Here is a 22,127-nt window from a genome sequence, read left to right as displayed (position 1 = left end):
CACCAGCGGCAGCGCCGCCTCCACCGCGATCAGCGCGGTCAGCGCCGCCACCGCCACCCGCACCCCGTCCGCGCCGGCGCCGACGGGGAGGTGTGTGCGCTGGACGGGCTGGACCTGCTGGTGGAACGGGGCCGGCGGGTGGCGATCGTGGGGGCCAGCGGGGCGGGCAAGAGCACGGTGCTGGCCGCGGTGTCCGGCGAGGCCGCGCCCGTCTCGGGAGCGGTGCTGCTGGGCGGGCACGACGTGCGGTCCTGCGACCCCGACGCGGTACGGGCGGCGGTGCGGGGGCTGTCCCAGGACGCGCACGTGTTCGCCGGCAGCGTCCGAGCGAACCTGCTGCTGGCCCGCCCGGACGCCACGCGGGAACAGCTGGACGCGGCGGCGCGTCGGGCCCGGCTGGCCGAGGTCGTGGCGGCGCTGCCGCAGGGCTGGGACACCCCGGTCGGCGCGGGCGGTCACGGCCTGTCGGGCGGGCAGCGGCAGCGGCTGCTGCTGGCGCGGGCCCTGCTGGCCGATCCCCCGGTGCTGATCCTGGACGAGCCCGCCGAGGCACTGGACCCCCGGGCCGCCGACCAGATCGTCCGGGACCTGCTGATGATGCCCGGCGGCGGCACCCTGCTGCTGGTCACCCACCGGCTGGCGGCGCTGGCCGCCGCCGACGAGGTGGTGGTGCTGGACCGGGGCCGGCCCGCGCAGCGCGGCACGCACGAGGCGCTGCTGTCGCGGCCCGGGCCGTACCGCGACCTGTGGGACGCCGAACTCCTTGCCGCCTGACAACACGCTGTGCCTGACACCACGCTTCCGGCGTGATCGGGGTGGACGGTATGGGAGGCTGCCTGCAGGGTAAAGCGGCACAAGATTCCCCAACCCCAAGGAAAGGGGCGAGCATCGATGGCGGCTGAACGGAAGGTGCCGTCGGCACTGTCACGGTCCCGCGAGACCATGCGTGCGGCGTGGGCAAGGACGTCGGGCGCGGGACGGGCGGCGTTCACGCGGGTGCGCGGCGGCAAGAAGGACGCCCCCGCCGACGACGGCGGTGCTCCCGAAACTCCCGCGGTTCCCGAGGTCGCCGCGCCTCCCGCGCCTCCCGCGCCGCCCGAGGCCTCCACGCCTCCAGAGGCTCCTGAGGTCGCCGAGGTTCCTGAGGCTCCCGCACCCGAGCGGCTGCGTCCCGATCCCGCCGCGCCGGTCCCGCCCACCCCGGCGGCCCCGGCCGAGAAGGCACAGAAGGCGGAGAAGACGGAGGCGGAACCGGCTGCGGTCGACCCCGAGCCCGCCGAATCCCCCGAGCCCGCCGAGCCCGCGACACCCGCGGCGCCCGCCGGGCGTGCCGCCGCGGACGCCGTCGACGCGTCGATGAGCAAGCAGGACCTGTACCGGATGGCGCAGGATCTGGGCATCACGGGCCGTTCCCGGATGAGCAAGGAGCAGCTGGCCGAGGCGATCCGGCAGACCGCCCGTTCGGCGCCCCCCGCCAAGTGACCTTGGCCGGGGGCGCGCCCCCGGCCAAGGTCAGTCTTCGGGCAGGAGCGGGCCCAGCGGGCCCAGGTCCAGGTTGAGGTCGTGGTCGTCGAGGTCGAAGTGGTCCTTCAGGCGCGTCATGGCCTCCTCCAGCCGCATCAGCGCCAGCCCGAGCCTCTCGATCTGCTCCTCGCTGAGATCGCCGCCTTCGGCGCGGCGCAGCGCCTGGCGCTCCATCAGCTGGCGGACCAGCTCCACCAGGGTGAGGACGAGTTTCACCAGGTCGCGTTCGACGGTCTCGGGGTCGGATTTCAGCCGCTGCATCACGGCGCTGGACCCGGGTGTGGAACGCACCGGCCGGGGACCGGGGTCGGCGGGGCGGCGGGTCCAGGGCGCGGCGCCCGGAACGGCGTCGTGCACGGTGACCTCACCGTCGACGGGTTCGCGGCTCACGGCTCCTCCTCCAGCATCTCGGGCAGGATCTCGTCGCGGATCGTGGTGATCAGCGCGCGCAGCGACACGTGCACCAGGTCGACCTCGGCGATGGAGATGACCAGGTCGCCGCTGATGACCACGCCGCCGGCCAGCAGCCGGTCCAGCAGGTCCACCAGCGCCACGCGCTGCATCGGGGCGCCGGTGTCGGGCCCGCGCCCGGGGCCGTGGCCGACGTCGAGGGGAATGCTCATGGGGCGTTCCGGGGGCCGCCGGTGCCGGCGCCGTCGATGAAGGAGTACGCCGGCCACGGGCCGGTCACCTGGACCTCGATGCCCGGCAGCCGGGCGTCCAGATCATCGGTGACGGCCAGGAACCCCGCGACCTGGTCGTCGTCGACCAGGTAGGCGGTGTTGAGGATCAGGGTGCCCTCGTGCCCCGACAGCCGGGGGTCCTGCGGCGGGTGGCTGCGGGACGCGGCGGCGTGGTCGGCCAGTTCGGCGTGCACGGCCTCGGCCTGGCCGCTGACGTGCCGAGCCGCGTCCTCGTGGCGGCGCCGCTGCACCTGGCGTTGCCGCAGGTAGGCCGTCCCCACACCCGCTCCCCCGCCGGCGCCGGCCGGTTCGGGGTCGTCGCGGGGATCGGGGGCGTTGTCGTAGGCCTCGGCGTGGGCGTAGGCCTTCACGCCCCATTCGGTACGGCCGGTGATGCCGTCCAGGACGCCGGTGAACTGGGCGTGCCGTTCGGTCAGGATCTCGGCGACGCGGCCGTCGTCGCGGTACAGGGTGGCGATCCGCACGGGTGCGGTCGGCGCGGCGCGGGCGGCGCGGTCGACCACGTCGTGGTGGGCGCGCGCGGTGTCCTCCAGGAACCTCAGGTCCTCCAGGTTGGCGCGCAGCGCCTCCTCGCCGTACTGGTCCAGGCGCACGGTGCTGACCAGCGCGGTCAGGCCCGCGGCGGTGATCTCGCGGACGGGGGCGCCGGCGACCCCGGCGGCGCCGTCCAGCGCGGCCGGGTCCAGGCCGCGCGCCACGCCGTACAGGTACACGGCGGTGCCGTCGGTGCTCACTTGTCTCCGGCCTTTCGGTTGCGCGGTGTGCGGGCTGCCTCGGTGTCGCGGGCGGCCGCCTCCTTCTCACCCTGCTCGCCGACGGCGCCATCGGATGTGGCGGGGTCGAGGGCGCGGGCCTCCAGGGCGTCCAGTCGCTCGCGCAGCCGCCGGTTCTCCTCCAGCAGCGCCTCCTCGGAGGAATCGGCGGTGGAGACGGCCTCGGTCGTGCGGGCGCGCGAGGACAGCGACGGGTCGTGCTCCCACCAGTCGATGCCCATCTCCTTGGCGCGGTCGACCGAGGCGACCAGCAGCCGCAGCTTGATGGTCAGCAGCTCGATGTCCAGCAGGTTGACCCGGATGTCCCCGACGATCACGATCCCCTTGTCGAGGATGCGCTCCAGCAGGTCGGCCAGGTTCGCGGCGGGCGGCGCGCCCGCCGCCGACGTGCGGGCCGGATTGCGGGCCCCGGTCCAGGAGATGTCGCTCACGTGTCGTTCAGTCCTTTCCGGCTCGTCCCCGCGGGTAGCGCCTGACCCTGCGGTAGGAGACCAGCTCGCCGTCGCCGTCGACCTCGGCCTCGTAGACGGCCAGGATGTCGGCGGAGTCGGGGATGCGGTGGGTCTCGACGACCTCGACGGTGACGCACCAGCCGTCGCCGTCGCCTTCGCCGGTGCGGTGGATGCCGACGACGCTCTCGGCATTGCGGCCGGTCATCTCGGTGACGTGGTGGACGGCGCGCTTGGCGGCGTCGGCGGCCGACAGCATGCTCAGCCCCCTCCGCCGGTGTCCCCGGGCGGGCCCGCCGGCCCGGGGACACCGGCGGGCCCTGCCGGACCCATCGGGCCGGCCTGGCGGCGGTGGTGGGTGAGGCGGTCGATCAGCTCCTCCTCGCGCGCGGCCGCCTCCTCCTCGGTGATCTCACCGGCGGCGACCGCGTCGGCCAGGTCCTGCATCTCGGCGGCGATACGGCCCGGGTCGTACAGCCGCGCCTCGGCCTGCTCCTGCAGGACCTCGGCGATCCACACCACGCCCCGCACCGGCGCCAGCGGCAGCGTCACCAGCCCGGTGAACAGGCCCACCTCAGGCCTCCGGGACGAAGTCGTAGGGCGGCAGCGGCCCGATGAGGCGGACGGTGATCCGGTCGGCGTGGGCCTGGGCGAGCTCCTGCACGGCGCGTTCGAAGTCGGCGTGCCGGTCGCGCTCGACCAGGAACGCCGCGTCCACGACGTCCTCCTCGCGGGCGGGCGGCTTGCGGACCAGCGCCTCGGCCGCGGGCGCGAGCGCCTCCAGCAGCGTCTGCCCGTCGTGCTCGCGGCGCGCCTCCAGCGACTGCGCGATCAGCTCGCCGAGCCGGACCCGCTCGTAGTAGGCGGCGTCGGCGGCGTCCTCGGGGACCTCGCGCAGCCGGGCGCTGAGCTCGGCGATCTGCGGATCGGCGGCGATGACCTCGCGCAGCACGGTGTCCTGGACGTAGGTGCCCTTGACGCGCAGCTCCACGCGGCCGTCCAGCTCGTCCACCACCTGCGACAGGCGGTCGGCGTTGGCGGCCAGCAGTTCCTTCTCCACCGCCTCGGGCCCGGCGAGCGCGGCACCGAACCGGAACGGCAGGATCACGGTGCCCGCCTCCAGCAGCGCCTCCAGCACCCTCTGATGGGCCAGCAGGTCCGCGCGGGCGCCCAGCGGGCGGTCGGAGGGCAGGTCGCTGGTCACGGCGGCGCAGCGCTCATGGGTGACCAGCGCGACGGGCCGCTCGTCCAGGCCTGTGAGGCCGGCGGGCAGCGCGGCGCCGGCGCGCGTGACGCCGTACACGTACTGCGCGGCGGCCGGTGCGCCGGTCCCCTGCCGGGGCGTGTCGCCGGGGGTCTGCGGGGTGGTCATTCGTCGTCCTCCTTACGGGCCGAGCGGCGCCGCGACGGCTGCTTTTCCTTGTCCTTGTCGTCTCCCTCGGAGGAGCCGAACGTCTCCTGGAGCTTCTCCTGCGCGCCCGACAGGGCGCCCTTGGTCTTCTTGTTCGCGCCGGACTCGGTGATGCCGCCGACCATCTCCGGCAGCCCCTTGGCGGTACCGGTGTTGGTCAGGTCGAGCCGGTTGCAGGCCTCGGCGAAGCGCAGGTAGGTGTCGACGCTGGCGACCACGATCCGCACGTCCACGGTGAGGATCTCGATGCCGACCAGCGCGACACGGGCGTACAGGTCGATGACCAGGCCCTTTTCCAGGATCAGGTCGACCACGTCGGCGAGCCCGCCGCCGTGGTTGCCGCCACCGCCCTGCTGCTGGTAGGTGGTGCCGGAGGTCTGCTGGGCGATCGGCCCGCTCATGTCATCCCACTCCTTATCCGGATTGCTCGCTTTTCTCCCGATTCGCGGTCAAGCCCGATCCGTACCCCCGCGCACCGCCCTAAACAGGGCACCAAGAAACGGTCCCGCACAAGGCAAGGGAGCCCGGGCCGCGACATCGATGCCCGCGGCCCGGGCTCCCCTGCGATCAGTGACGACCCGCGCGCCCGCCGAACGCGGCCGCGCGGCCCGCCGTCAGCGCCTGCGCATCAGGCGGCGCCCGACGATGACGGCCACACCGGCGGCGGCGACCGCGGGCGCCGCGCGCAGCAGCTTGCCCAGCGTCATCACCTTGGTCAGCTTCGCGACCTGCCCCGGCACGGCGGCCACACTCCCGGCGGCCTTCCGGGACGTGTCACCGGCCTTGCCGGCGACATCCCCGGCCTTACCGGCGGTCTTACCTGCGGCGCCCTTGGCCGCTCCGCCGGCCGACCCGCCGGCCTGAGCCGCACCATCCTTGGTACGAGCGGCGCCCTGCTTCACCTTGCCGGCGCCATCGGGAATCGAGGGGGTTGGCATGGGGGGTTCCTTTCACTGGTGACACTTCCAAAGCCGGCGGCCCCACAGCACAGGCAGGACCTCCCGGCGAAAAACTCGGCTCGCCTCCTTGCGGCTCTACCCCGCCCGCCTCGGGCAAACATCCCGCCCGGCCCGGCGCGCACCAACAGCCCCGGCCCCAAGGGTTGAAAGCGGGCCCGCGCACACGGCACCCTGTGGGGTCCACGCCACCAAGGCCGCGAGAGGACAACCGAGATGGCGCCAGGCCCACGCGGACCCCGCCTGGCCCTCATCACCGCAGCCGTCCTCACCGCCCTGGCCCTCACCCCCCTGCTCGGACCCTCCGCACCCCCACGCCCCACCGACGCGCCACCACCAGCCCGCCTGCTCTCGCGGTACGAGACCGCCGCCCCCGGCAACCACATCAACCGCGACTGCGGCTACTCCATCCCGCTCCCCGACCGCACCGGCCACACCCTGTGGCTGTTCTGCGACTCGGTCTGGACCGGCACCGACCGCGGCCTGCTGCTGGGCGCCACCGCCGCCACCGCCGCCTACCGCCCCGGCCGCGTCCCCACCGGCCTCACCGAACTGCCCGCACCACCCGCGCCCCCGGCCACCACACCCGGCGACCACCCGCCCCAGGCCATGCTCCGCACACCACCCGGACTCGTCCTGCCCGGCCCGCAGGTGCTCCCCGGCACCCTCGGCGCCCCGCCCGCCGGCACCGGCGCCCGCTGCCACATCCCCGGAAACGCCTACAGCGCCTCCTGGATCTCCGGCGCCGCCCGACGCCCCGGCACCTCCACCCTCCTCATCGCCTACACCGACGTGTGCGTACGCGACGACGCCATCAGCACCCAAGGATTCGGCCTCGTCGAATACCACCCCGCCACCAACGCCCTGGGCGGCCAGTCCCGCGTGTTCGCCGTCCCCGGCGGCCTGCCCTTCCAGCACAACCTCGGCTCACCGCTCTTCTGGCGCGGCCACCTCTACCTGTACGGGTCGATCTGCGACCGCGAGGCCTTCGGCGTCTGCCAAGGCGGACGCGTCACCCTCGCCCGCGTCCGCGCCGACCCCGGCGCATGGACCGACCCATCGGCCTACCGGTACTGGACCGCTCGCGGCTGGACCCCCGACGCCTCACACGCCCAGTCCGTCCTGCACGGCGCCACCCCCAGCGGCGTCGTCCACGCCGCCGACTACACCACCCTGGGCAAGGGCTACGCGCTCATCGAGCAGCACGGCGTCAGCGGCGACTTCCGCGTCTGGCGCGCCCCCACCCCCGCAGGCCCCTGGAAACCCGGCCGCCGCGCCACCGTCCCCTGCGCCGGCCAATCGGGCTTCGACCTGTGCCGCGCCTACATCGGCCACCCCGAACTCAGCACCGGCCGGCACCTGCTCATGTCGCACTACAACCCCGCCGACGACCACATCAGCGTCACCGCCGTCCCCTGGTGACCCAGGCGGGAAGGCAAGCCCCGGGTGGGACAACTCAGCCCCGGGTGGGACAAACAAGCCCGGGACCGTACGAGGCGAACCGGCCCGCACGGCCCCGGAGTCTCCGGATACGACCGAGCATCTCCCCACCCCGCGCACACCCGCAACGCATTAAATCCGCCCGCCCGCCCCGACACCTTCCACCCAGCGGAAACCTGATCCCCGCACACCCCCTGACGTCCAGCAACTTGGGGAAAGGAGGCCACGCCGCCGCCCACCCACCCCGCGGCCCGCCCGCACCCCGCGCCAAGGAGGAACGATGACGTTGCTCGACCCCGCCCTGTGGACCGGCAAGATCTTCGACGGGACCTGGAACACCGCAACGGCGGGCACCTACGACGTCGTCGAACCCGCCACCGGCGCCACCCTCGCCAGCCTCGGCCAGGCCGGCGCCGACGACGCGGCCCGCGCCGCCGCCACCGCCGCCACGGCCCAGCGCGACTGGGCCACCCGCCCCTACGAGGAACGCGCCGCCGTCCTGCGCCGCGCCGGCGCCCTGTTCGAGCAGCACGCCGAACAGATCCAGGACTGGATCGTCCGCGAGGCCGGCTCCATCCCGCCCAAGGCCGAACTCGAAACCCACTTCGCCGCCAGCCTGTGCTACGAGGCCGCCGCCCTCGCCTCCCACCCCCAGGGCCTGGTGCTGCCCTCGTCCCAGCCCCGCTGGAGCCTGGCACGCCGCCGCCCCGCCGGCGTCGTCAGCGTCATCGCCCCCTTCAACTTCCCCCTGATCCTGTCGATGCGCTCGGTCGCGCCCGCCCTGGCGCTGGGCAACGCCGTCCTGCTCAAGCCCGACCCCCGCACCGCCGTCTGCGGCGGCGTCGCCGTGGCCCGCATCTTCCAGGAGGCCGGCCTCCCCGAAGGGCTGCTGCACCTGCTGCCCGGCGGCGCCGACGTCGGCGCCGCCGTCATCACCGCGCCCGAGGTCCGCGTCGTCTCCTTCACCGGCTCCACCGCCGCCGGACGCAAGATCGGCGAGACCTGCGGCCGCCTCCTCAAGCGCGCCCACCTGGAACTCGGCGGCAACAACGCCCTGATCGTGCTGCCCGGCGCCGACATCGCCAAGGCCGCGTCCGCCGGCGCCTGGGGGTCCTTCCTGCACCAGGGCCAGATCTGCATGACCACCGGCCGCCACCTGGTGCACCACAGCGTCCACGACGAGTACGTCGACGCCCTGGCCGACAAGGCCGACAAGCTCCCCGTCGGCGACCCCGCCACCGGCCACGTCGCCCTCGGCCCCATCATCGACCAGCGCCAGCTCGCCGGCATCGACGCCCTGGTCCGCGCCACCGTCACCGCCGGCGCCCGCCTCGCCGCCGGCGGCACCCACGAAGGCCTGTTCTACCGGCCGACCGTCCTGGCCGAGGTCACCCCGAGCATGCCCGCCTACGCCCAGGAGGTCTTCGGCCCCGTCGCGCCCGTCGTCCCGTTCGGGACCGTCGAGGAGGCCATCGCCCTCGCCGCCGACAGCGAGTACGGGCTGTCGCTGGGCATCCTCGGCGACGTCGGCCAGGCCATGCGCATCGCCGACGCCATCCCCACCGGCCTGGTCCACATCAACGACCAGACCGTCAACGACGAGCCCGTCGTCCCCTTCGGCGGACTGGCCGCCTCCGGCAACGGCTCCCGCTTCGGCGGCCCCGACGCCAACATCGACGCGTTCACCGAGACCCAGTGGGTCACCATGCGCGGCGACATCGCCCCGCACCCCTTCTAGAAGCGGCTCTTCCCAGCTGAAGCTTGTGTGATTGAGGCGGTGATGTTCAGCATCACCGCCTCAATCCTTGACGTTGTAAGGTTCAGTACGGTCACGCCTGAGCGGCGGTGTTCAGCAGGCGTTCGGCCTCCGCGAGCATCGTCGGGAAGGCCGCCTCGGGGTCGTCTGAGCGGGCCAGCAGCATGCCCGCCTCGCACAGTGCCCCGAACATCAGCTGGGCGCGCGCGGCCACCGCTCCCCCGCCACCGTCCCCCTCGGCGGCCACGGCGGCGATCCCCCCGCTCAGCACCCGCAGGACGTGCTCGTACTCGATCGCGCGGACGATGTCCCAGCCCAGCACCGCCGGCCCGTCCAGCAGCACGATGCGGCGGAACCCCGGATCCAGGCAGCGCTCCAGGAACGTCCGCACGCCCCGCCGCAGCGCCGACCACGCGTCCGGCTCCCCCGCCGCGACGCGCTCCAGTTCGGCGGAGATCTCCTCCTGCTCGCGGACGAACACCGCCCGCAGCAGTGCCGCCTTGCCCTGGAAGTGGTGGTACGCCGCGCCCTTGGTCAAGCCCGCGGCGGCCGCGATCGCCTCGATCGAGGTCCCGGCGTACCCGTCCCGGCCGAACAGCTCCTGCGCGGTGGTGATCAGCAGGGACGTCGTCGCGTCCGACCGCTGGGCCTGGGTCCGCCGCACCATGCACCCTCCCCTTGACGTACATACTCCGAGTATGTAACTTTCGGAATTGTTACATACCCAAGGTATGGAAATGAGCCGGCCCATGACCGCACCGCTCATCGCAATCTACGGAGCCTACGGCCACACCGGACGCCTGGTGGCCGCCGAACTGCTCGCCCGCGGCCAGGACATCGTCCTGGCCGGCCGCGACCCCGCCGCCCTGGCCGAACTGGCCGCCGAACTCGGCACACCCGGCCGCGTCCGCACCCGCACCGTCCCCCTCGACGACCCCGGCGCGCTGCGCGAACTCACCACGTCCGCCGACGTCCTGGTGCACTGCGCCGGGCCGTTCTCCCGCACCGGCGACCCGGTCGCGGCGGCCGCCGTCGCCGGCGGCTGCCACTACATCGACCACGCCATCGAGTCCCACCACGTCAAGCACCTCTTCGACACCTACCAGGAACCCGCCGCAGCCGCCGGGATCACCGTGATCCCCGGCCTCAGCTTCTACGGCGGCCTCGGCGACCTGCTCGCCTCCGCCGTCACCACCGGCCTCACCGCCGTCGAACGCCTCGTCGTCGGGTACGCGGTGACCGGCTGGCGGCTCACCACCGGCGCCAAGGACACCGCCGCGCAACTGTTCGCCGAGCCCGAGCGGATCACCTTCGGCGACGGCGCCCACCGCGTCGGGTACGTCGAGCCCCGCAACGCCGTGTTCGCGTTCCCGCCGCCGATCGGCCCCCGCACGATGATCACACCGCTGCCGTCCTGCGAGATCGTCACCATCCCCCGGCACGTCGCCGTCCGCGACGTCGACCTGATGCTGACCGCCGCCACGTTCGAGGAACCCGGCGTCTTCGACTCCGAGGACGCCGACGCCGCCACCCGCGCCGGCAGCGACTTCACCGTCGCCGTCCAGGCGGTCGGCCCGCCCGGCACCGGCGGCGCGAGCGGCCACCTCACCGGGCACGACCTGTGGCGCGCCGCCGCCCTGGCCTCGGTGGAGGCCGCCGTACGCATCGCCGCCGGGAACGGGCCCGCCAAGGCCGGCGTCCTCAGCGCCGCCGAGGCCTTCCCCGCCGCGCCCTTCCTGCGCGATCTGGAACGCCTCGGCGCGTTCACCCTCGACCTGCCCGCGGCCAGGTGAGCGCGATGGAACCGATCCTGGTCACCGGCGCCGGCGGCGGCACGCAGGGAGCGACCGGCCGCCTGGTCACCGAGATGCTGCTGGAACGCGGCCTGCCCGTCCGCGCCTTCGTCCGCACCGACGACGAACGCGCCGCCCGGCTGCGCGGCCTGGGCGCCGAGGTCGTCACCGGCGACCTGCGCGAGATCACCTCGGTCCTCCCGGCGCTGCGGGGCGTGCGCCGCGCCTACTTCACCTATCCCGTCACCGAAGGGCTGCTGACCGCCACCGCCGCGTTCGCCGCGGCCGCCCGCCAGGAGGGCCTGGAACGCGTCGTCGCGGTCTCGCAACTGGCCGCCGACCCCTACGCGGGAACCCCGCACATGCGGCGGCACTGGCTGGCCGAGCAGGTCCTGGACCGCGCCGAGGTGGGCGCGGTGCACCTGCGCGCGGCGGTGTTCTTCGAGAACATCGACTTCCTGGCCCAGGCCGGCGGGCGCCGCGAGCTGCCGATCCCGCTGGGACCGCCCGGCACCGTCGTCCCCCTCATCAGCGGCACCGACGTCGCCCGCGTCGGGGCCGGCCTGCTGGCCGACCCCGCCCTCGACCCCGGTCCCGTCTGCCGGCTGACCGGGCAGATCCTCACGGTCGCCCAGATCGCCGAGGCCTACGGCGCCGCCGGCGCCCCGCTGGAATACCTCGCCCTGTCCCCCGAGGAATGGCGCCGACGCGCGCGGCCCCTGTACGGGGACGACGTCGCGGTCGAGCACCTGGACCACCTGTGGGCGCTGTTCCGGGCCATCGGATCCCAGCACGAGCTGTACGAGGTGACCGCCGCCATTGAAGAGTTCGGAGGCACGAAGCCGCAGACACTCGAGGAGTTCGCTGCTTCCCGGCCCCGACCTTGACAAAGTAAGGTTCAGTCAACGTCCTGGAAGCCGTGCATGGCCCGGACCGGGTGAGCCACTGATCAGGGTGAACGTGGGCCACCGCCATCCCCCGGTCCAGGCCCGCCGCCAACGGCCGCGAGGCCGTCCCGCCTCATCTCCAGCGCCTCCCGTACGCTGAGCGGCATGGGCCGCGACCCCGAGTACCTGGCGTTCATGCGGCGGCGCCTGGCGGCCGCGCCGCCGCCCGGGCCCCGGCCGATCGAGCAGATCCGCCGCGAGCACGCCGCCGACCTGGCCCCGCTCCCCCGCCCCGCCGTGGACGTGGTCAAGGACCTGACGCTCGACGGCCCCGCCGGTCCCCTGCCGGCCCGGCTGTACGCGCCCGCGTCCGGCACCCCGGTGCCCGGCCTGGTGTACCTGCACGGCGGCGGGTGGGCCTTGGGCGACGTGGAGTGCTACGACCCGGTCGTACGGGCCCTGGCGGTCGCCAGCGGTGTCGCGTGGGTGTCGGTCGGCTACCGCCGCCCGCCCGAGGACCCGTTCCCCGCCCCGCTGGAGGACGCCGTCGCCGCCGTCCGGCAGGTCACCGCCCGCGCCGGCGAACTCGGCCTGGACCCCGCCAGGATCGGCGTCGCCGGCGACAGCGCGGGCGGTCAGCTGGCCGCCTCGGCCGCCCTGCGGCTGCGCGGCACCGGCGCCCCGGCGCTGCAGGTGCTGCTCTATCCGGCCGTGGACCTGCGGGAGATCCCGCCGGACCTGCCCGACCCCGACGGCCTGGAGTTCGCCCCGTCCGGCCTGGCCCGCATCGTGCGGCTCTACCTCGGCGGCACCGACCCGTCCCGGCCGGAGGTGTCCCCGCTGCTGGAACCCGACCCGGCCGGGCTGCCGCCGGCGATCATCGCGACCGCCGAGTACGACCGGCTGCGCCCCCAGGCCGAGCGGTACGCGCGGCGGCTGCGCGCCGCCGGCGTCCCCACCACCCTCATCACCGGCACCGGCCTGGACCACGGGTTCCTGGGCTGGGGATCGTGCGCCCGCGCTCCCGCCGAGGCCGTCGCCCGCATCGGCGCCGCCGTACGCGCCGCGATCTGAGCCCGGCGTCGTGAAGCGGCTGTCGATTCCGGCGCGGGCCGTTCGTCATATGAGCGACAGCGCACCCCAGCGGGAAGGGACACCGCGATGAAGTACATGCTGATGCTGTACGAGGCCGACAAGGACTGGCTCGCCGCGCCCGAGGACGAACTGAAGCGGTCCATGGCCGAGCACGAGGAGTTCGCCGCGTACCTGCGTGAGCGCGGGACGCCCTTCAGCGGCGGGGCGCTGCGGCCCTCGGCCACCGCGACCACGCTGCGCCCGGCGGCGGGTGCGGCGCCCGTGGTGACCGACGGGCCGTTCGTGGAGCTGACCGAGCACCTGGGCGGCTACTACATCGTCGAGGCGCGGGACCTGGACGAGGCCCTGGAGATCGCCCGGCACTGCCCGATCGACGCCGGCACCGAGATCAGGCCGCTCTGGGAGGCACCGTAGCCGTGCCGCCACCGCCCGGGCCGGACATCGCCGCGGCGGTCGCGCAGGCGCACCGGCGGGGGTGGGCGCGAGCGCTCGCCACCGTCGTGCGCCTCACGCGCGATCTGGACGAGGCCGAGGACGCCGTCCAGGAGGCCTTCGTCGCGGCGCTGCGGACCTGGCCGCGCACCGGCGTGCCCGGCAACCCGGTCGGGTGGATCACCACGGCCGCGCGCCGCAAGGCCCTGGACCGGATGCGCCGCCGTACCGCGCTGCAGCGCAGGCTGCCGCTGCTGATCGTCCCCGACGGCGACGGGGCGGACGGGGACGCCGGCGGCGCGTACGGCGACGACCGGCTCCGGCTGGTGTTCACCTGCTGCCATCCCGCGCTGGCGCCGCACGCGGCCGTCGCGCTCACCCTGCGGCTGGTGTGCGGGCTGCACGTGGCCGAGATCGCGCGGCTGTTCCTGGTCACCGAGGCGACGATGGCCGCCCGCGTCACCCGCGCCAAGAAGAAGATCCAGCAGGCGGGCATCCCCTACCGGGTCCCCGCCGACCCCGCCGAGCGGCTGCCCGCCGTGCTGGCGGTGATCGCGCTGCTGTTCACCGAGGGCCACACCGGCAGCCGCGGCACCACCCTGGTCCGCCCCGAGCCGCTCGACCAGGCGCTGCGGCTGGCGCGGCTGCTGGCCGCGCTCCTGCCCGGCGAGCCGGAGGTCCTGGGACTGCTGGCGCTGCTGGTCCTGAACGACTCGCGCCGCGGTGCCCGCGTCGACGGCGGCGGCGCGCTGGTGCTGCTGGCCGACCAGGACCGCTCCGCGTGGGACACCGCCGCGATCGCCGAGGGACGGGCCCTGACCGAGCGCGCCCTGCGGCTGTCGCGGCGGGCCGGGCCGTACGCCGTCCAGGCCGCCATCGCCGCGCTGCACGCCGAGGCGCCCACCGCCGACGCGACCGACTGGCCCCAGATCGTGGCGCTGTACGACATCCTGCTGGAGGTGCACCCCTCGCCGGTGGCCGCGCTGGGCCGCGCGGTCGCGGTGTCGATGGCCGCCGGGCCGCGGGCGGGCCTGGCCGAGCTGGACCGGATCGCCGCCGACCCCGCGCTGGAGCGCTACCACCGGCTGCACGCCGCCCGCGCCGAGATGCTCGCCCGGCTGGGCCGCCGCGAGGAGTCCCGCGCCGCCTACCGCCGCGCCGCCGAGAGCGCCCCCAATCCAGTGGAACGCGACTTCCTCGACCGCGCGGCGGGGTGCTGACGCCGGGTCAGGCCGGGGTGGCGAGTGCGGCGGGGTCGCCGGCGGCCGGGGCGTCCTCGCCGCGTTCGGCCTGGACGTAGCGGACGTAGCGGTCCAGTTCGGCGGTACGGTCGGCGGCGTCCCAGCCCAGGACGGGGCCGATGAGCCCGGCGACGTGCCGGGCGGCGGCCAGGCCGCCGTCGCGTTCCTCCATGCTCACGCGCAGGCGTCGCGCCAGGACGTCCTCCAGGGTGAGGGCGCCCTCGTGGGTGGCGGCGTAGACGGCCTCGGCGCACAGGTAGTCGGGGGCACCCGGCAGCGGCTCGCCCAGGGACGGGTCCTGCGCGATGAGGGCCAGCAGTTCGGGGATGCACGACCCGTAGCGCTTGAGGAGGTGCTCGACGCGCGCCACGTGCAGGCCCGACCCTTCGGCCAGGTGGCGGCGCTCGTTCCACAGCACCTCGAACCCGACCGCGCCCAGGATCGGCAGCCGGGCGGTCGCTGAGGGCGGCACGGCCTCCTCCAGCCCGCCGGCGGCTGCGTCGACGGCGTCCTGCGCCATCACCCGGTAGGTGGTGAACTTCCCGCCGGTCACCACGACCAGGCCCGGCACGGGCTCGGCGACGGTGTGCTCGCGCGACAGGCGCGTGGTGTCGTCGGTCTCGCCCGACAGCAGCGGCCGCAGACCCGCGTAGACCCCTTCGACGTCGTCGAGGGTCAGCGGCGTCCGCAGCAGCGCGTTGACCTCATCCAGCAGGTAGCCGACATCGCCAGGGGCGGCGACCGGGCCGTCGGGGCCGTCCTCCCACGGGGTGTCGGTCGTGCCGATGATCCAGTGCCGGCCCCACGGGATGACGAACAGCACGCTCTTGCCGGTACGGCAGATCAGGCCGGTGTTGAGCGGGATCCGGTCGCGGCGTACCAGCAGGTGCACGCCCTTGGACGCGCGGACGCTGAACGGCGTGCGGGTCTGTGCCATCCGGCCCGCGCCGTCGGTCCACACGCCGGTGGCGTTGACGACCCGGCGGGCCCGCACGGGGATCTCCACGCCGGTCTCGGTGTCCAGCACCGCGGCGCCGGTCACCCGCTCCCCCTCGCGCAGGAACCCGGTGACCTCGGTACGGGTCGCCACGCAGGCGCCGTAGTGCGCGGCGGTACGGGCCACCATCATCGTGTAGCGGGCGTCGTCGACCTGCGCGTCGTAGTACTGCACGGCGCCGACCAGTGCGTCGCGGCGCAGCGCCGGGGCCTCGCGCAGGGCGGCGCCCCTGCTCAGCTGGCGGTGCCGCGGCATCACCCGCGAGCCGCCCATGGTGTCGTACAGGGTCACGCCCGCGCCGACGTAGCAGCGTTCCCACAGGCGGTGCCGCAGCGGGTACAGGAACGGGACGGGCCGTACCAGGTGCGGGGCCAGCCGGGTCAGCAGCAGGGCGCGCTCGCGCAGCGCCTCGCGGACCAGCCCGAAGTCGCGCTGCTCCAGGTAGCGCAGCCCGCCGTGCACCAGCTTGCTGGAGCGGCTGGAGGTCCCCGAGGCCCAGTCTCGCGCCTCGACCAGCGCGACCGACAGGCCGCGCGAGGTGGCGTCCAGGGCCGCTCCGGCGCCGACGATGCCGCCGCCGACCACCAGCACGTCGAACTCGGTGCCGGCCAGCCGCCGCAGGGCGTCGCGCCGGTACGGGGGACCCAGGGATACGGGTTTCACTGCGTGCTCCTCATGCGGATGGGGGGCCAGGTGGCGGGGGCGGGGCCGGGCGCCGGTCTCCGGCCCCGCCCCCCGTTCTCATCAGGTGACGTCGACCCAGTCCAGGGTGCGCCCGACGGCCTTCTTCCAGCCGGTGTAGCCGCGCTCGCGCTGCTCGCCGTCCCAGGACGGGTGCCAGCGCTCGTCCTCGTTCCAGTTGCCGGCCAGCTCGGCGGTCGACTTCCAGAAGCCGGTCGCCAGGCCGGCGGCGTACGCGGCGCCGAGCGCGGTGGTCTCGGCGACGACGGGCCGCGACACCGGGACGCCCAGGACGTCGGCCTGGATCTGCATGCAGAGCTTGTTGGCGGTGACGCCGCCGTCGACCTTGAGGACGTCCAGGGAGACGCCGGAGTCCTCGCGCATCGCCTCCACGACGTCGCGCGTCTGGTAGCAGATGGATTCGAGCGTCGCGCGGGCCAAATGGGCGTTGGTGTTGAACCGCGACAGCCCGACGATCGCGCCGCGCGCGTCCGAGCGCCAGTACGGGGCGAACAGCCCCGAGAACGCCGGGACGAAGTAGACACCGCCGTTGTCCTCGACCTGCCGCGCCAGCGATTCGCTCTGGGCGGCACCGGAGATGATGCCGAGCTGGTCGCGCAGCCACTGCACCGCCGACCCCGTCACCGCGATCGACCCCTCCAGCGCGTACACCGGGGCGTCGTCGCCGAAGCGGTAGCAGACGGTGGTCAGCAGCCCGTTGGAGGAGCGGACCAGTTCGGTGCCGGTGTTGAGCAGCAGGAAGTTGCCGGTGCCGTAGGTGTTCTTGGCCTGCCCCGGCTCGAAGCACACCTGCCCGACGGTGGCGGCCTGCTGGTCGCCGAGCGCCGCCGTCAGCGCGACCTGCCCGCCCAGCGGCCCGTCGGCGCGGGTGAGTCCGTAGCCGGCCGGGTCCGAGGAGGGGCGGATGGCCGGGAGCATCGCGCGCGGGATCCCGAAGAACGACAGCAGCTCCTCGTCCCAGTCCAGCGTCTCCAGGTCCATCAGCATCGTGCGGCTGGCGTTGGTGACGTCGGTGACGTGCACACCGCCGTCGGTGCCGCCGGTCAGGTTCCACAGCAGCCAGCTGTCGGTCGTACCGAAGATCGCGTCACCGGCCTCGGCGGCCTCCCGCACGCCGTCGACGTTCTCCAGGATCCACTGGATCTTCCCGCCGGAGAAGTACGTCGCCGGCGGCAGGCCCGCCTTGCGGCGGATGACGTCGCCGCGCCCGTCGCGGTCCAGCGCGGAAGCGATCCGGTCGGTCCGGGTGTCCTGCCACACGATCGCGTTGTAGTACGGCCGCCCCGTGCGCCGGTCCCACACCACGGCCGTCTCGCGCTGGTTGGTGATGCCCAGCGCGGCCAGGTCCGAATGCCGCAGGCCCGACTTCGTGAGCGCGGTCTGGATGACCGCGCGGGTCCGCTCCCAGATCTCGGTCGGGTTGTGCTCCACCCAGCCCGCCTGCGGCAGGATCTGCTCGTGCTCCAGCTGGTGGCGGGCGATCTCGTTCCCGCCGTGATCGAAGATCATGAACCGGGTACTGGTCGTACCCTGGTCGACCGCACCGACGAAGTCGCTCATAAGGGGTGATCCTCCTGAAGGGGGACGGGTGGCGGGGGTCTCAGGCCGCCTCGGCGGGGACCCGCGCCGGGGACGGGGCGGGCTCGGGCACCGGATCGCCGGCGGGCGGCAGGAACCGCCCCACCAGGACCTTGTACAGGCCCGCGCCCAGCACACCGCCCAGCAGCGGCGCGATGATCGGCACCCAGAAGTACAGCTGGCCGTACTGGTCGCGCCAGGCCCCGCCGTACCCGGTCAGGAACGAGGCCAGCCGCGGCCCGAAGTCGCGCGCCGGGTTGATCGCGTACCCGGCGTTGGTGCCCCACGCCATCCCGATCGCCACCACGACCAGGCCGATCACCACCGGCGCCAGGTTGGCGGCCGGGCCGTCGTTGCGGGCATCGGTGATCGCCAGCACCAGGAACAGCAGGATCGCGGTACCGATGATCTGGTCGCGGAACGCGCCCCAGGTCCCGACCGGCAGCTCGCCGTTGCCCGGCAGGGTGGAGAACACCCCCTGGGTCTTGATCGTGTGCTCGGGGTCGGCCTTGGCCAGTACCTCCGCGTAGTTCCACCGCACGATCAGCGCGGCCACGAACGCCCCGGCCGTCTGCGCCAGCGCGTACGGCGCCACCCGCCGCCAGGGGAAGTCGCCGAACGCCGCCAGCGCGACCGTGACGGCCGGGTTCAGGTGCGCGCCACTGGCCCGCGCCGCCACGTACACCCCGAGCGTGACGCCCAGGCCCCACGCCCAGGCGATGCTGTCGTGGTTCCCGATCCCGGCGGCCGCGACCTGCGCGACCACGCCGACACCGAACAGGATGAGGATGAGCGTCCCGGCGAACTCGGCCGCCAGCGCGCCCAGCGCGCCGCCCGGCATCGGGTCCGGTTCCGGCTGGACGCCGCTGGGCGGCGCGCCCTTGCCCTTGTCCGGGGCCGTACCGGCCTGTGCTGCGACGGCCTGTGCTGCGGCCTGTGTGCTGGATCGTGCTCCGCTGGATTCCGCCCTGCTGGTCTCCGCCATGAGCATTGCCTCCCTTGGCAAGCCGGGGTGGGGCTGGTCGGGCGACGCTCGCGGGCCCGGCGAGCGGCTGGGCAGGACGCTAGGTCGGCCCCGGAAGGGGGTCAACGGACGGGTGCCGACAATGTCGAACACTTTCCCCGCGGCACGGCGCCCATTACGCTCCCCGCATGCCCCAGATCACAGGGTTCGGGCAGATGTTCGGGCAGATCGGTGCGGTGCCTGCGGCTATGACGGCAGGTGCCGACATTGTCGGCACACTTCCGGACGTTCTAGGATCGGCCGCATGCCGGGACCGGTGCAGTCGATCGAGCGGGCCGCCGCCATCCTGCGGATGCTGGCCAGCAGCTCCGGACGGCTCGGCGTGGGCGAGCTGGCCGGCTCCCTCGGCCTGGCACGCGGCACCGTCCACGGGATCCTGCGCACCCTGGTACGGGTCGGGTTCGTCGAGCAGGACGAGGCCAGCGGCAAGTACCAGCTCGGCGCCGCCCTGCTGCACCTGGGCACCAGCTACCTCGACGTCAACGAGCTGCGCTCGCGCGCCATCAACTGGGCCGACGCGCTGGCCGCCCGCAGCGGCGAGGCCGTACGGATCGGGACGCTGCTGGAGGGCAAGGTCCTGGTCGTCCACCACGTCTTCCGCCCCGACGACTCACTGCAGGCCATGGACATCGGCACCCTCCTGCCGCTGCACGCCAGCGCCCTGGGCAAGGCGCTGCTCGCGCACGACGCCAACGCCGCCGCCTCCATCCGCGGCGGCGAACTGGAGTCGTACTGCCGGCGCACCATCACCGACCCCCGCTCGCTGGCGCGGGCGCTCACCCGCGTCCGCGAGCAGGGCTGGGCCGCCGAGATCGAGGAGTTCTCGCTCGGCCAGGCCTCCATCGCCGCCCCCATCCGCGGGTACGGCGGGCTGGTCGTCGGCGCCATCGGCGTCTCGGGCGCCGTGGAGCGCCTGTGCGGCACCGGCCGCGTCCCCGAACCCGCCCTCGTCGGCTACGTCCGCGACGCCTCCCGCGCGGTGTCGCGCGACCTGGGCGCCGCCCGCTGGTGACCGAACCGGACCGACGGGGGCACGCCGATGACCGAGCGCTACATCCTGTCCATCGACCAGGGCACCACCTCCACCCGCTGCATCCTGTTCGACCACGGCGGCCGGCTCGTCTCGGTCGCCCAGCGCGAGCACCGCCAGCACTTCCCCAAACCCGGCTGGGTCGAGCACGACGCCCTGGAGATCTGGCGCAACCTGGAGCGCATCGCCCCCGAGGCCCTGGCCCAGGCCGGCGCCTCCCCCGGCCAGGTCGCCGCCGCCGGCATCGCCAACCAGCGCGAGACCACCGTCCTGTGGGACCGCATCACCGGTACCCCCATCGGCCGCGCCATCGTCTGGCAGGACACCCGCACCGACTCCCTGGTCGAGGAGATGGCCCGCACCCCCGGCGCCGCCCTGGTCCCCGAACGCACCGGCCTGCCGCTGGCCTCCTACTTCTCCGCCCCGCGCATCCGCTGGCTGCTCGACCACGTCCCCGGCACCCGCGAGCGCGCCGAACGCGGCGAGGTGCTGTTCGGCACCATGGAGAGCTGGCTGATCTGGAACCTCACCGGCGGACCCGACGGCGGCGTCCACGTCACCGACGTCACCAACGCCGGCCGCACCCTGCTGATGGACCTGGCGACCCTGGACTGGGACGGCGACCTGCTGGCGTTCTTCGGCGTCCCCCGCGCCATGCTCCCCGAGATCCGCTCCTCCACCGAGATCTACGGCACCGCCACCCGTGTCTTCCCCGGTGTGCGGATCGGCGCCGCCCTCGGCGACCAGCAGGCCGCGCTGTTCGGCCAGACCTGCTACTCCCCCGGCGAGACCAAATGCACCTACGGCACCGGCGGATTCCTGCTGATGAACACCGGCACCGAGCCCGTCCGCTCCCGCAACGGCCTGCTCACCACCGTCGGCTACAAGATCGGCGACGAGCCCGCCGTGTACGCCCTGGAAGGCTCGATCGCCATCACCGGCGCGCTGGTCCAGTGGTTCCGCGACGGCCTCGGGCTGATCGGCACCGCGCCGGAGATCGAGACGCTGGCCCGTACCGTCGACGACAACGGCGGCTGCTACATCGTCCCGGCCTTCTCCGGCCTGTTCGCCCCGCACTGGCGCCCCGAGGCGCGCGGCATCATCGTCGGCTTGACCTCCTACATCACCAAGGGGCACCTGGCGCGCGCCGTCCTGGAGGCCACCGCATGGCAGACCCGCGAGGTCGCCGACGCCATGCACCTGGACTCCGGCCTGGCGCTCAAGGAGCTCAAGACCGACGGCGGCATGACCGCCGACCACCTGCTGATGCAGTGCGTCGCCGACGTCCTGAACGTCCCCGTCGTCCGCCCCATGATCGTCGAGACGGTGTCGCTGGGCGCCGCGTACGCCGCCGGACTGGCGGTCGGGTACTGGGCCGACCTGGAGGGACTGCGCCGCAACTGGCACCGCGCGGCCCGCTGGGTCCCGGCCATGGACCCCGGCCGCCGCGCCGCCGAGTACCACAACTGGAAACGCGCCGTCGAGCGCACCCTGGACTGGACCCGCCCCGGCACCGCGCCCGCCGAGGACCACGGCCCCACCTGACCCGCGCCGCGCCGCGCCACCGGCCGGTCACGTCCCCGGGTACGGTCAGCGCGGGCAGTCGGGGATATCGCGCCCGGAGTTGTCCTTGGCCTCGTCGTTGCCCCAGCGCGACAGATACAGCGCCGGAACGTACGCCTTCGGCGCGCCACCGGCGTAGACCTCGTCCAGGTTGGTCAGCAGCCACCAGTGGTTGTAGGCCTTGCCGCCTTCACGCTGCATCCGCTGCCCCTGCTGCTTGCAGAAGACGTAGTGGGTGCCCTTGGCCAGCCGCCCGACCGCGCCGCCCGCCGTCCCCGGCTGCGCGTACCCCTCGGCCGCGGTGAACGTGTCGACGTAGAACTTCTCCCCCGACGCCACCGGCTCCGACGAGGTCTCCGCGGGCTCGGGCGGCCCCGAGGACCCCGCGCCCGCCGCGTTCCGCCCCGAATCCCCCGACGGCCACAGCACGATCAGCGCGCCCGCCAGCGCCAGCGCGAACCCCCCGGCGATGGCCCACCCGAGATACCCCGGCAGGCCCGCCCGCCGCGCCGGCGGCGGCCCGTACGGCACCGGCACGGCCGGCGGGATGTCGGCGAACCGCGTCTCCATCAGGTGGGGATCGTCCTCGGGGCCCGGCGCCCGCCGCTCCACATGCCAGCCCTCAGAGGTGAAACCGAGGGGATCCGGCGAGAACCCGGCCGCGCCTGCCAGGGGCGCGTTGCACCGCGCGCAGGTGGTCAGGTCCGTTCCGGTGTCGCTGCCGCACGCCGGGCATCGCATGACCCTGCCTCCCCAACTCCAGCCTGATTTC

25 protein-coding genes are annotated in these 22,127 nt (G+C 74.2%); 11 read left to right on the top strand and 14 right to left on the bottom strand.

Annotation, left to right across the window (positions count from 1 at the left end; translation table 11 throughout):
* The coding region (locus tag ACH34Q_RS37535) for an ATP-binding cassette domain-containing protein (protein ID WP_395987930.1) at positions 1-774 on the top strand (774 nt) is incomplete at its 5' end.
* 117 nt (positions 775-891) lie between these two features.
* Positions 892-1,482: a Rho termination factor N-terminal domain-containing protein gene (locus tag ACH34Q_RS37530; protein WP_395987929.1), complete on the top strand. Its 591-nt coding sequence runs from the start codon at positions 892-894 to the stop codon at positions 1,480-1,482.
* 30 nt (positions 1,483-1,512) lie between these two features.
* On the opposite strand, the gene ACH34Q_RS37525 is transcribed toward ACH34Q_RS37530, so the two are convergent.
* From ACH34Q_RS37525 to ACH34Q_RS37485, 9 genes are all read right to left on the bottom strand, one after another.
* Complete coding sequence (locus ACH34Q_RS37525) at positions 1,513-1,914, bottom strand: gas vesicle protein K (RefSeq protein ID WP_395987928.1); 402 nt, start codon at positions 1,912-1,914, stop codon at positions 1,513-1,515.
* Positions 1,911-2,147, bottom strand: a complete 237-nt coding sequence (locus ACH34Q_RS37520) for a gas vesicle protein (protein WP_395987927.1) — start codon at positions 2,145-2,147, stop codon at positions 1,911-1,913. The genes ACH34Q_RS37525 and ACH34Q_RS37520 overlap by 4 nt, the downstream gene beginning before the upstream one ends.
* The gene (locus ACH34Q_RS37515; RefSeq protein WP_395987926.1) at positions 2,144-2,962 is read right to left on the bottom strand and encodes a GvpL/GvpF family gas vesicle protein; all 819 of its coding nucleotides are present in this window, start codon (positions 2,960-2,962) and stop codon (positions 2,144-2,146) included. Before ACH34Q_RS37515 ends, ACH34Q_RS37520 begins: the two co-directional genes overlap by 4 nt.
* Positions 2,959-3,432: a gas vesicle protein gene (locus tag ACH34Q_RS37510; protein WP_395987925.1), complete on the bottom strand. Its 474-nt coding sequence runs from the start codon at positions 3,430-3,432 to the stop codon at positions 2,959-2,961. The genes ACH34Q_RS37515 and ACH34Q_RS37510 overlap by 4 nt, the downstream gene beginning before the upstream one ends.
* A 7-nt stretch (positions 3,433-3,439) precedes the next feature.
* On the bottom strand, positions 3,440-3,709 hold the full coding sequence (gvpO, locus tag ACH34Q_RS37505) for a gas vesicle protein GvpO (RefSeq protein ID WP_395987924.1): 270 nt from the start codon (positions 3,707-3,709) through the stop codon (positions 3,440-3,442).
* A 2-nt stretch (positions 3,710-3,711) separates the two neighbouring features.
* Positions 3,712-4,023 (bottom strand): gas vesicle protein GvpG, encoded by a 312-nt coding sequence (locus ACH34Q_RS37500; RefSeq protein ID WP_395987923.1) that lies wholly within the window; start codon positions 4,021-4,023, stop codon positions 3,712-3,714.
* Position 4,024: 1 nt separating this feature from the next.
* Positions 4,025-4,822 (bottom strand): GvpL/GvpF family gas vesicle protein, encoded by a 798-nt coding sequence (locus ACH34Q_RS37495; protein WP_395987922.1) that lies wholly within the window; start codon positions 4,820-4,822, stop codon positions 4,025-4,027.
* Complete coding sequence (gvpJ, locus tag ACH34Q_RS37490; protein WP_395987936.1) at positions 4,819-5,250, bottom strand: gas vesicle protein GvpJ; 432 nt, start codon at positions 5,248-5,250, stop codon at positions 4,819-4,821. The genes ACH34Q_RS37495 and gvpJ overlap by 4 nt, the downstream gene beginning before the upstream one ends.
* Before the next feature lie 225 nt (positions 5,251-5,475).
* The gene (locus ACH34Q_RS37485; RefSeq protein WP_395987921.1) at positions 5,476-5,799 is read right to left on the bottom strand and encodes a hypothetical protein; all 324 of its coding nucleotides are present in this window, start codon (positions 5,797-5,799) and stop codon (positions 5,476-5,478) included.
* Between the two features lie 234 nt (positions 5,800-6,033).
* Here ACH34Q_RS37485 and ACH34Q_RS37480 point away from each other — a divergent pair, with 234 nt between their 5' ends.
* Both ACH34Q_RS37480 and ACH34Q_RS37475 read left to right on the top strand, forming a co-directional pair.
* Positions 6,034-7,239, top strand: a complete 1,206-nt coding sequence (locus tag ACH34Q_RS37480) for a hypothetical protein (protein ID WP_395987920.1) — start codon at positions 6,034-6,036, stop codon at positions 7,237-7,239.
* A gap of 298 nt (positions 7,240-7,537) precedes the next feature.
* Positions 7,538-8,995, top strand: a complete 1,458-nt coding sequence (locus ACH34Q_RS37475) for a benzaldehyde dehydrogenase (protein WP_395987919.1) — start codon at positions 7,538-7,540, stop codon at positions 8,993-8,995.
* A gap of 91 nt (positions 8,996-9,086) precedes the next feature.
* On the opposite strand, the gene ACH34Q_RS37470 is transcribed toward ACH34Q_RS37475, so the two are convergent.
* Complete coding sequence (locus tag ACH34Q_RS37470; RefSeq protein ID WP_395987918.1) at positions 9,087-9,680, bottom strand: TetR/AcrR family transcriptional regulator; 594 nt, start codon at positions 9,678-9,680, stop codon at positions 9,087-9,089.
* A gap of 82 nt (positions 9,681-9,762) precedes the next feature.
* On the opposite strand from ACH34Q_RS37470, the gene ACH34Q_RS37465 reads away from it, so the two are divergent.
* From ACH34Q_RS37465 to ACH34Q_RS37445, 5 genes are all read left to right on the top strand, one after another.
* Positions 9,763-10,806, top strand: coding sequence for a saccharopine dehydrogenase NADP-binding domain-containing protein (locus ACH34Q_RS37465; RefSeq protein ID WP_395987917.1), 1,044 nt, complete (start codon positions 9,763-9,765; stop codon positions 10,804-10,806).
* A 5-nt stretch (positions 10,807-10,811) separates the two neighbouring features.
* On the top strand, positions 10,812-11,693 hold the full coding sequence (locus ACH34Q_RS37460) for an NAD(P)H-binding protein (protein WP_395987916.1): 882 nt from the start codon (positions 10,812-10,814) through the stop codon (positions 11,691-11,693).
* A gap of 165 nt (positions 11,694-11,858) precedes the next feature.
* Complete coding sequence (locus tag ACH34Q_RS37455; RefSeq protein WP_395987915.1) at positions 11,859-12,767, top strand: alpha/beta hydrolase; 909 nt, start codon at positions 11,859-11,861, stop codon at positions 12,765-12,767.
* A gap of 87 nt (positions 12,768-12,854) precedes the next feature.
* Entirely contained in the window at positions 12,855-13,202 is a 348-nt protein-coding gene (locus tag ACH34Q_RS37450) for a YciI family protein (RefSeq protein WP_395987914.1), read from the top strand.
* Positions 13,203-13,204: 2 nt separating this feature from the next.
* Entirely contained in the window at positions 13,205-14,440 is a 1,236-nt protein-coding gene (locus ACH34Q_RS37445) for an RNA polymerase sigma factor (protein WP_395987913.1), read from the top strand.
* A 7-nt stretch (positions 14,441-14,447) separates the two neighbouring features.
* Here ACH34Q_RS37445 and ACH34Q_RS37440 read toward each other — a convergent pair whose 3' ends face one another.
* The 3 genes from ACH34Q_RS37440 to ACH34Q_RS37430 form a co-directional block, all read right to left on the bottom strand.
* Positions 14,448-16,121 carry a glycerol-3-phosphate dehydrogenase/oxidase gene (locus ACH34Q_RS37440; RefSeq protein WP_395987912.1) on the bottom strand — a complete coding sequence of 558 codons (1,674 nt, stop codon included), beginning with the start codon at positions 16,119-16,121 and terminating at the stop codon, positions 14,448-14,450.
* Between the two features lie 81 nt (positions 16,122-16,202).
* Entirely contained in the window at positions 16,203-17,720 is a 1,518-nt protein-coding gene (glpK, locus tag ACH34Q_RS37435; protein ID WP_395987911.1) for a glycerol kinase GlpK, read from the bottom strand.
* Between the two features lie 40 nt (positions 17,721-17,760).
* The gene (locus tag ACH34Q_RS37430) at positions 17,761-18,723 is read right to left on the bottom strand and encodes an MIP/aquaporin family protein (protein ID WP_395987910.1); all 963 of its coding nucleotides are present in this window, start codon (positions 18,721-18,723) and stop codon (positions 17,761-17,763) included.
* A 283-nt stretch (positions 18,724-19,006) separates the two neighbouring features.
* Here ACH34Q_RS37430 and ACH34Q_RS37425 point away from each other — a divergent pair, with 283 nt between their 5' ends.
* On the top strand, positions 19,007-19,774 hold the full coding sequence (locus ACH34Q_RS37425; RefSeq protein WP_395987909.1) for an IclR family transcriptional regulator: 768 nt from the start codon (positions 19,007-19,009) through the stop codon (positions 19,772-19,774).
* 27 nt (positions 19,775-19,801) lie between these two features.
* Positions 19,802-21,337, top strand: a complete 1,536-nt coding sequence (glpK, locus tag ACH34Q_RS37420) for a glycerol kinase GlpK (RefSeq protein ID WP_395987908.1) — start codon at positions 19,802-19,804, stop codon at positions 21,335-21,337.
* A 45-nt stretch (positions 21,338-21,382) separates the two neighbouring features.
* Here glpK (ACH34Q_RS37420) and ACH34Q_RS37415 read toward each other — a convergent pair whose 3' ends face one another.
* A complete protein-coding gene (locus ACH34Q_RS37415) occupies positions 21,383-22,096 on the bottom strand; it encodes a hypothetical protein (protein ID WP_395987907.1) in 714 nt (237 codons plus the stop codon).
* Positions 22,097-22,127: the final 31 nt, after the last annotated feature.

The sequence above is a fragment of the Actinomadura sp. 9N407 genome, assembly GCF_044326315.1.
Lineage (GTDB): Bacteria > Actinomycetota > Actinomycetes > Streptosporangiales > Streptosporangiaceae > Spirillospora.
Note: the sequence above shows the minus strand (reverse complement) of the source record. Positions and strands in the feature narration are given on the sequence as shown.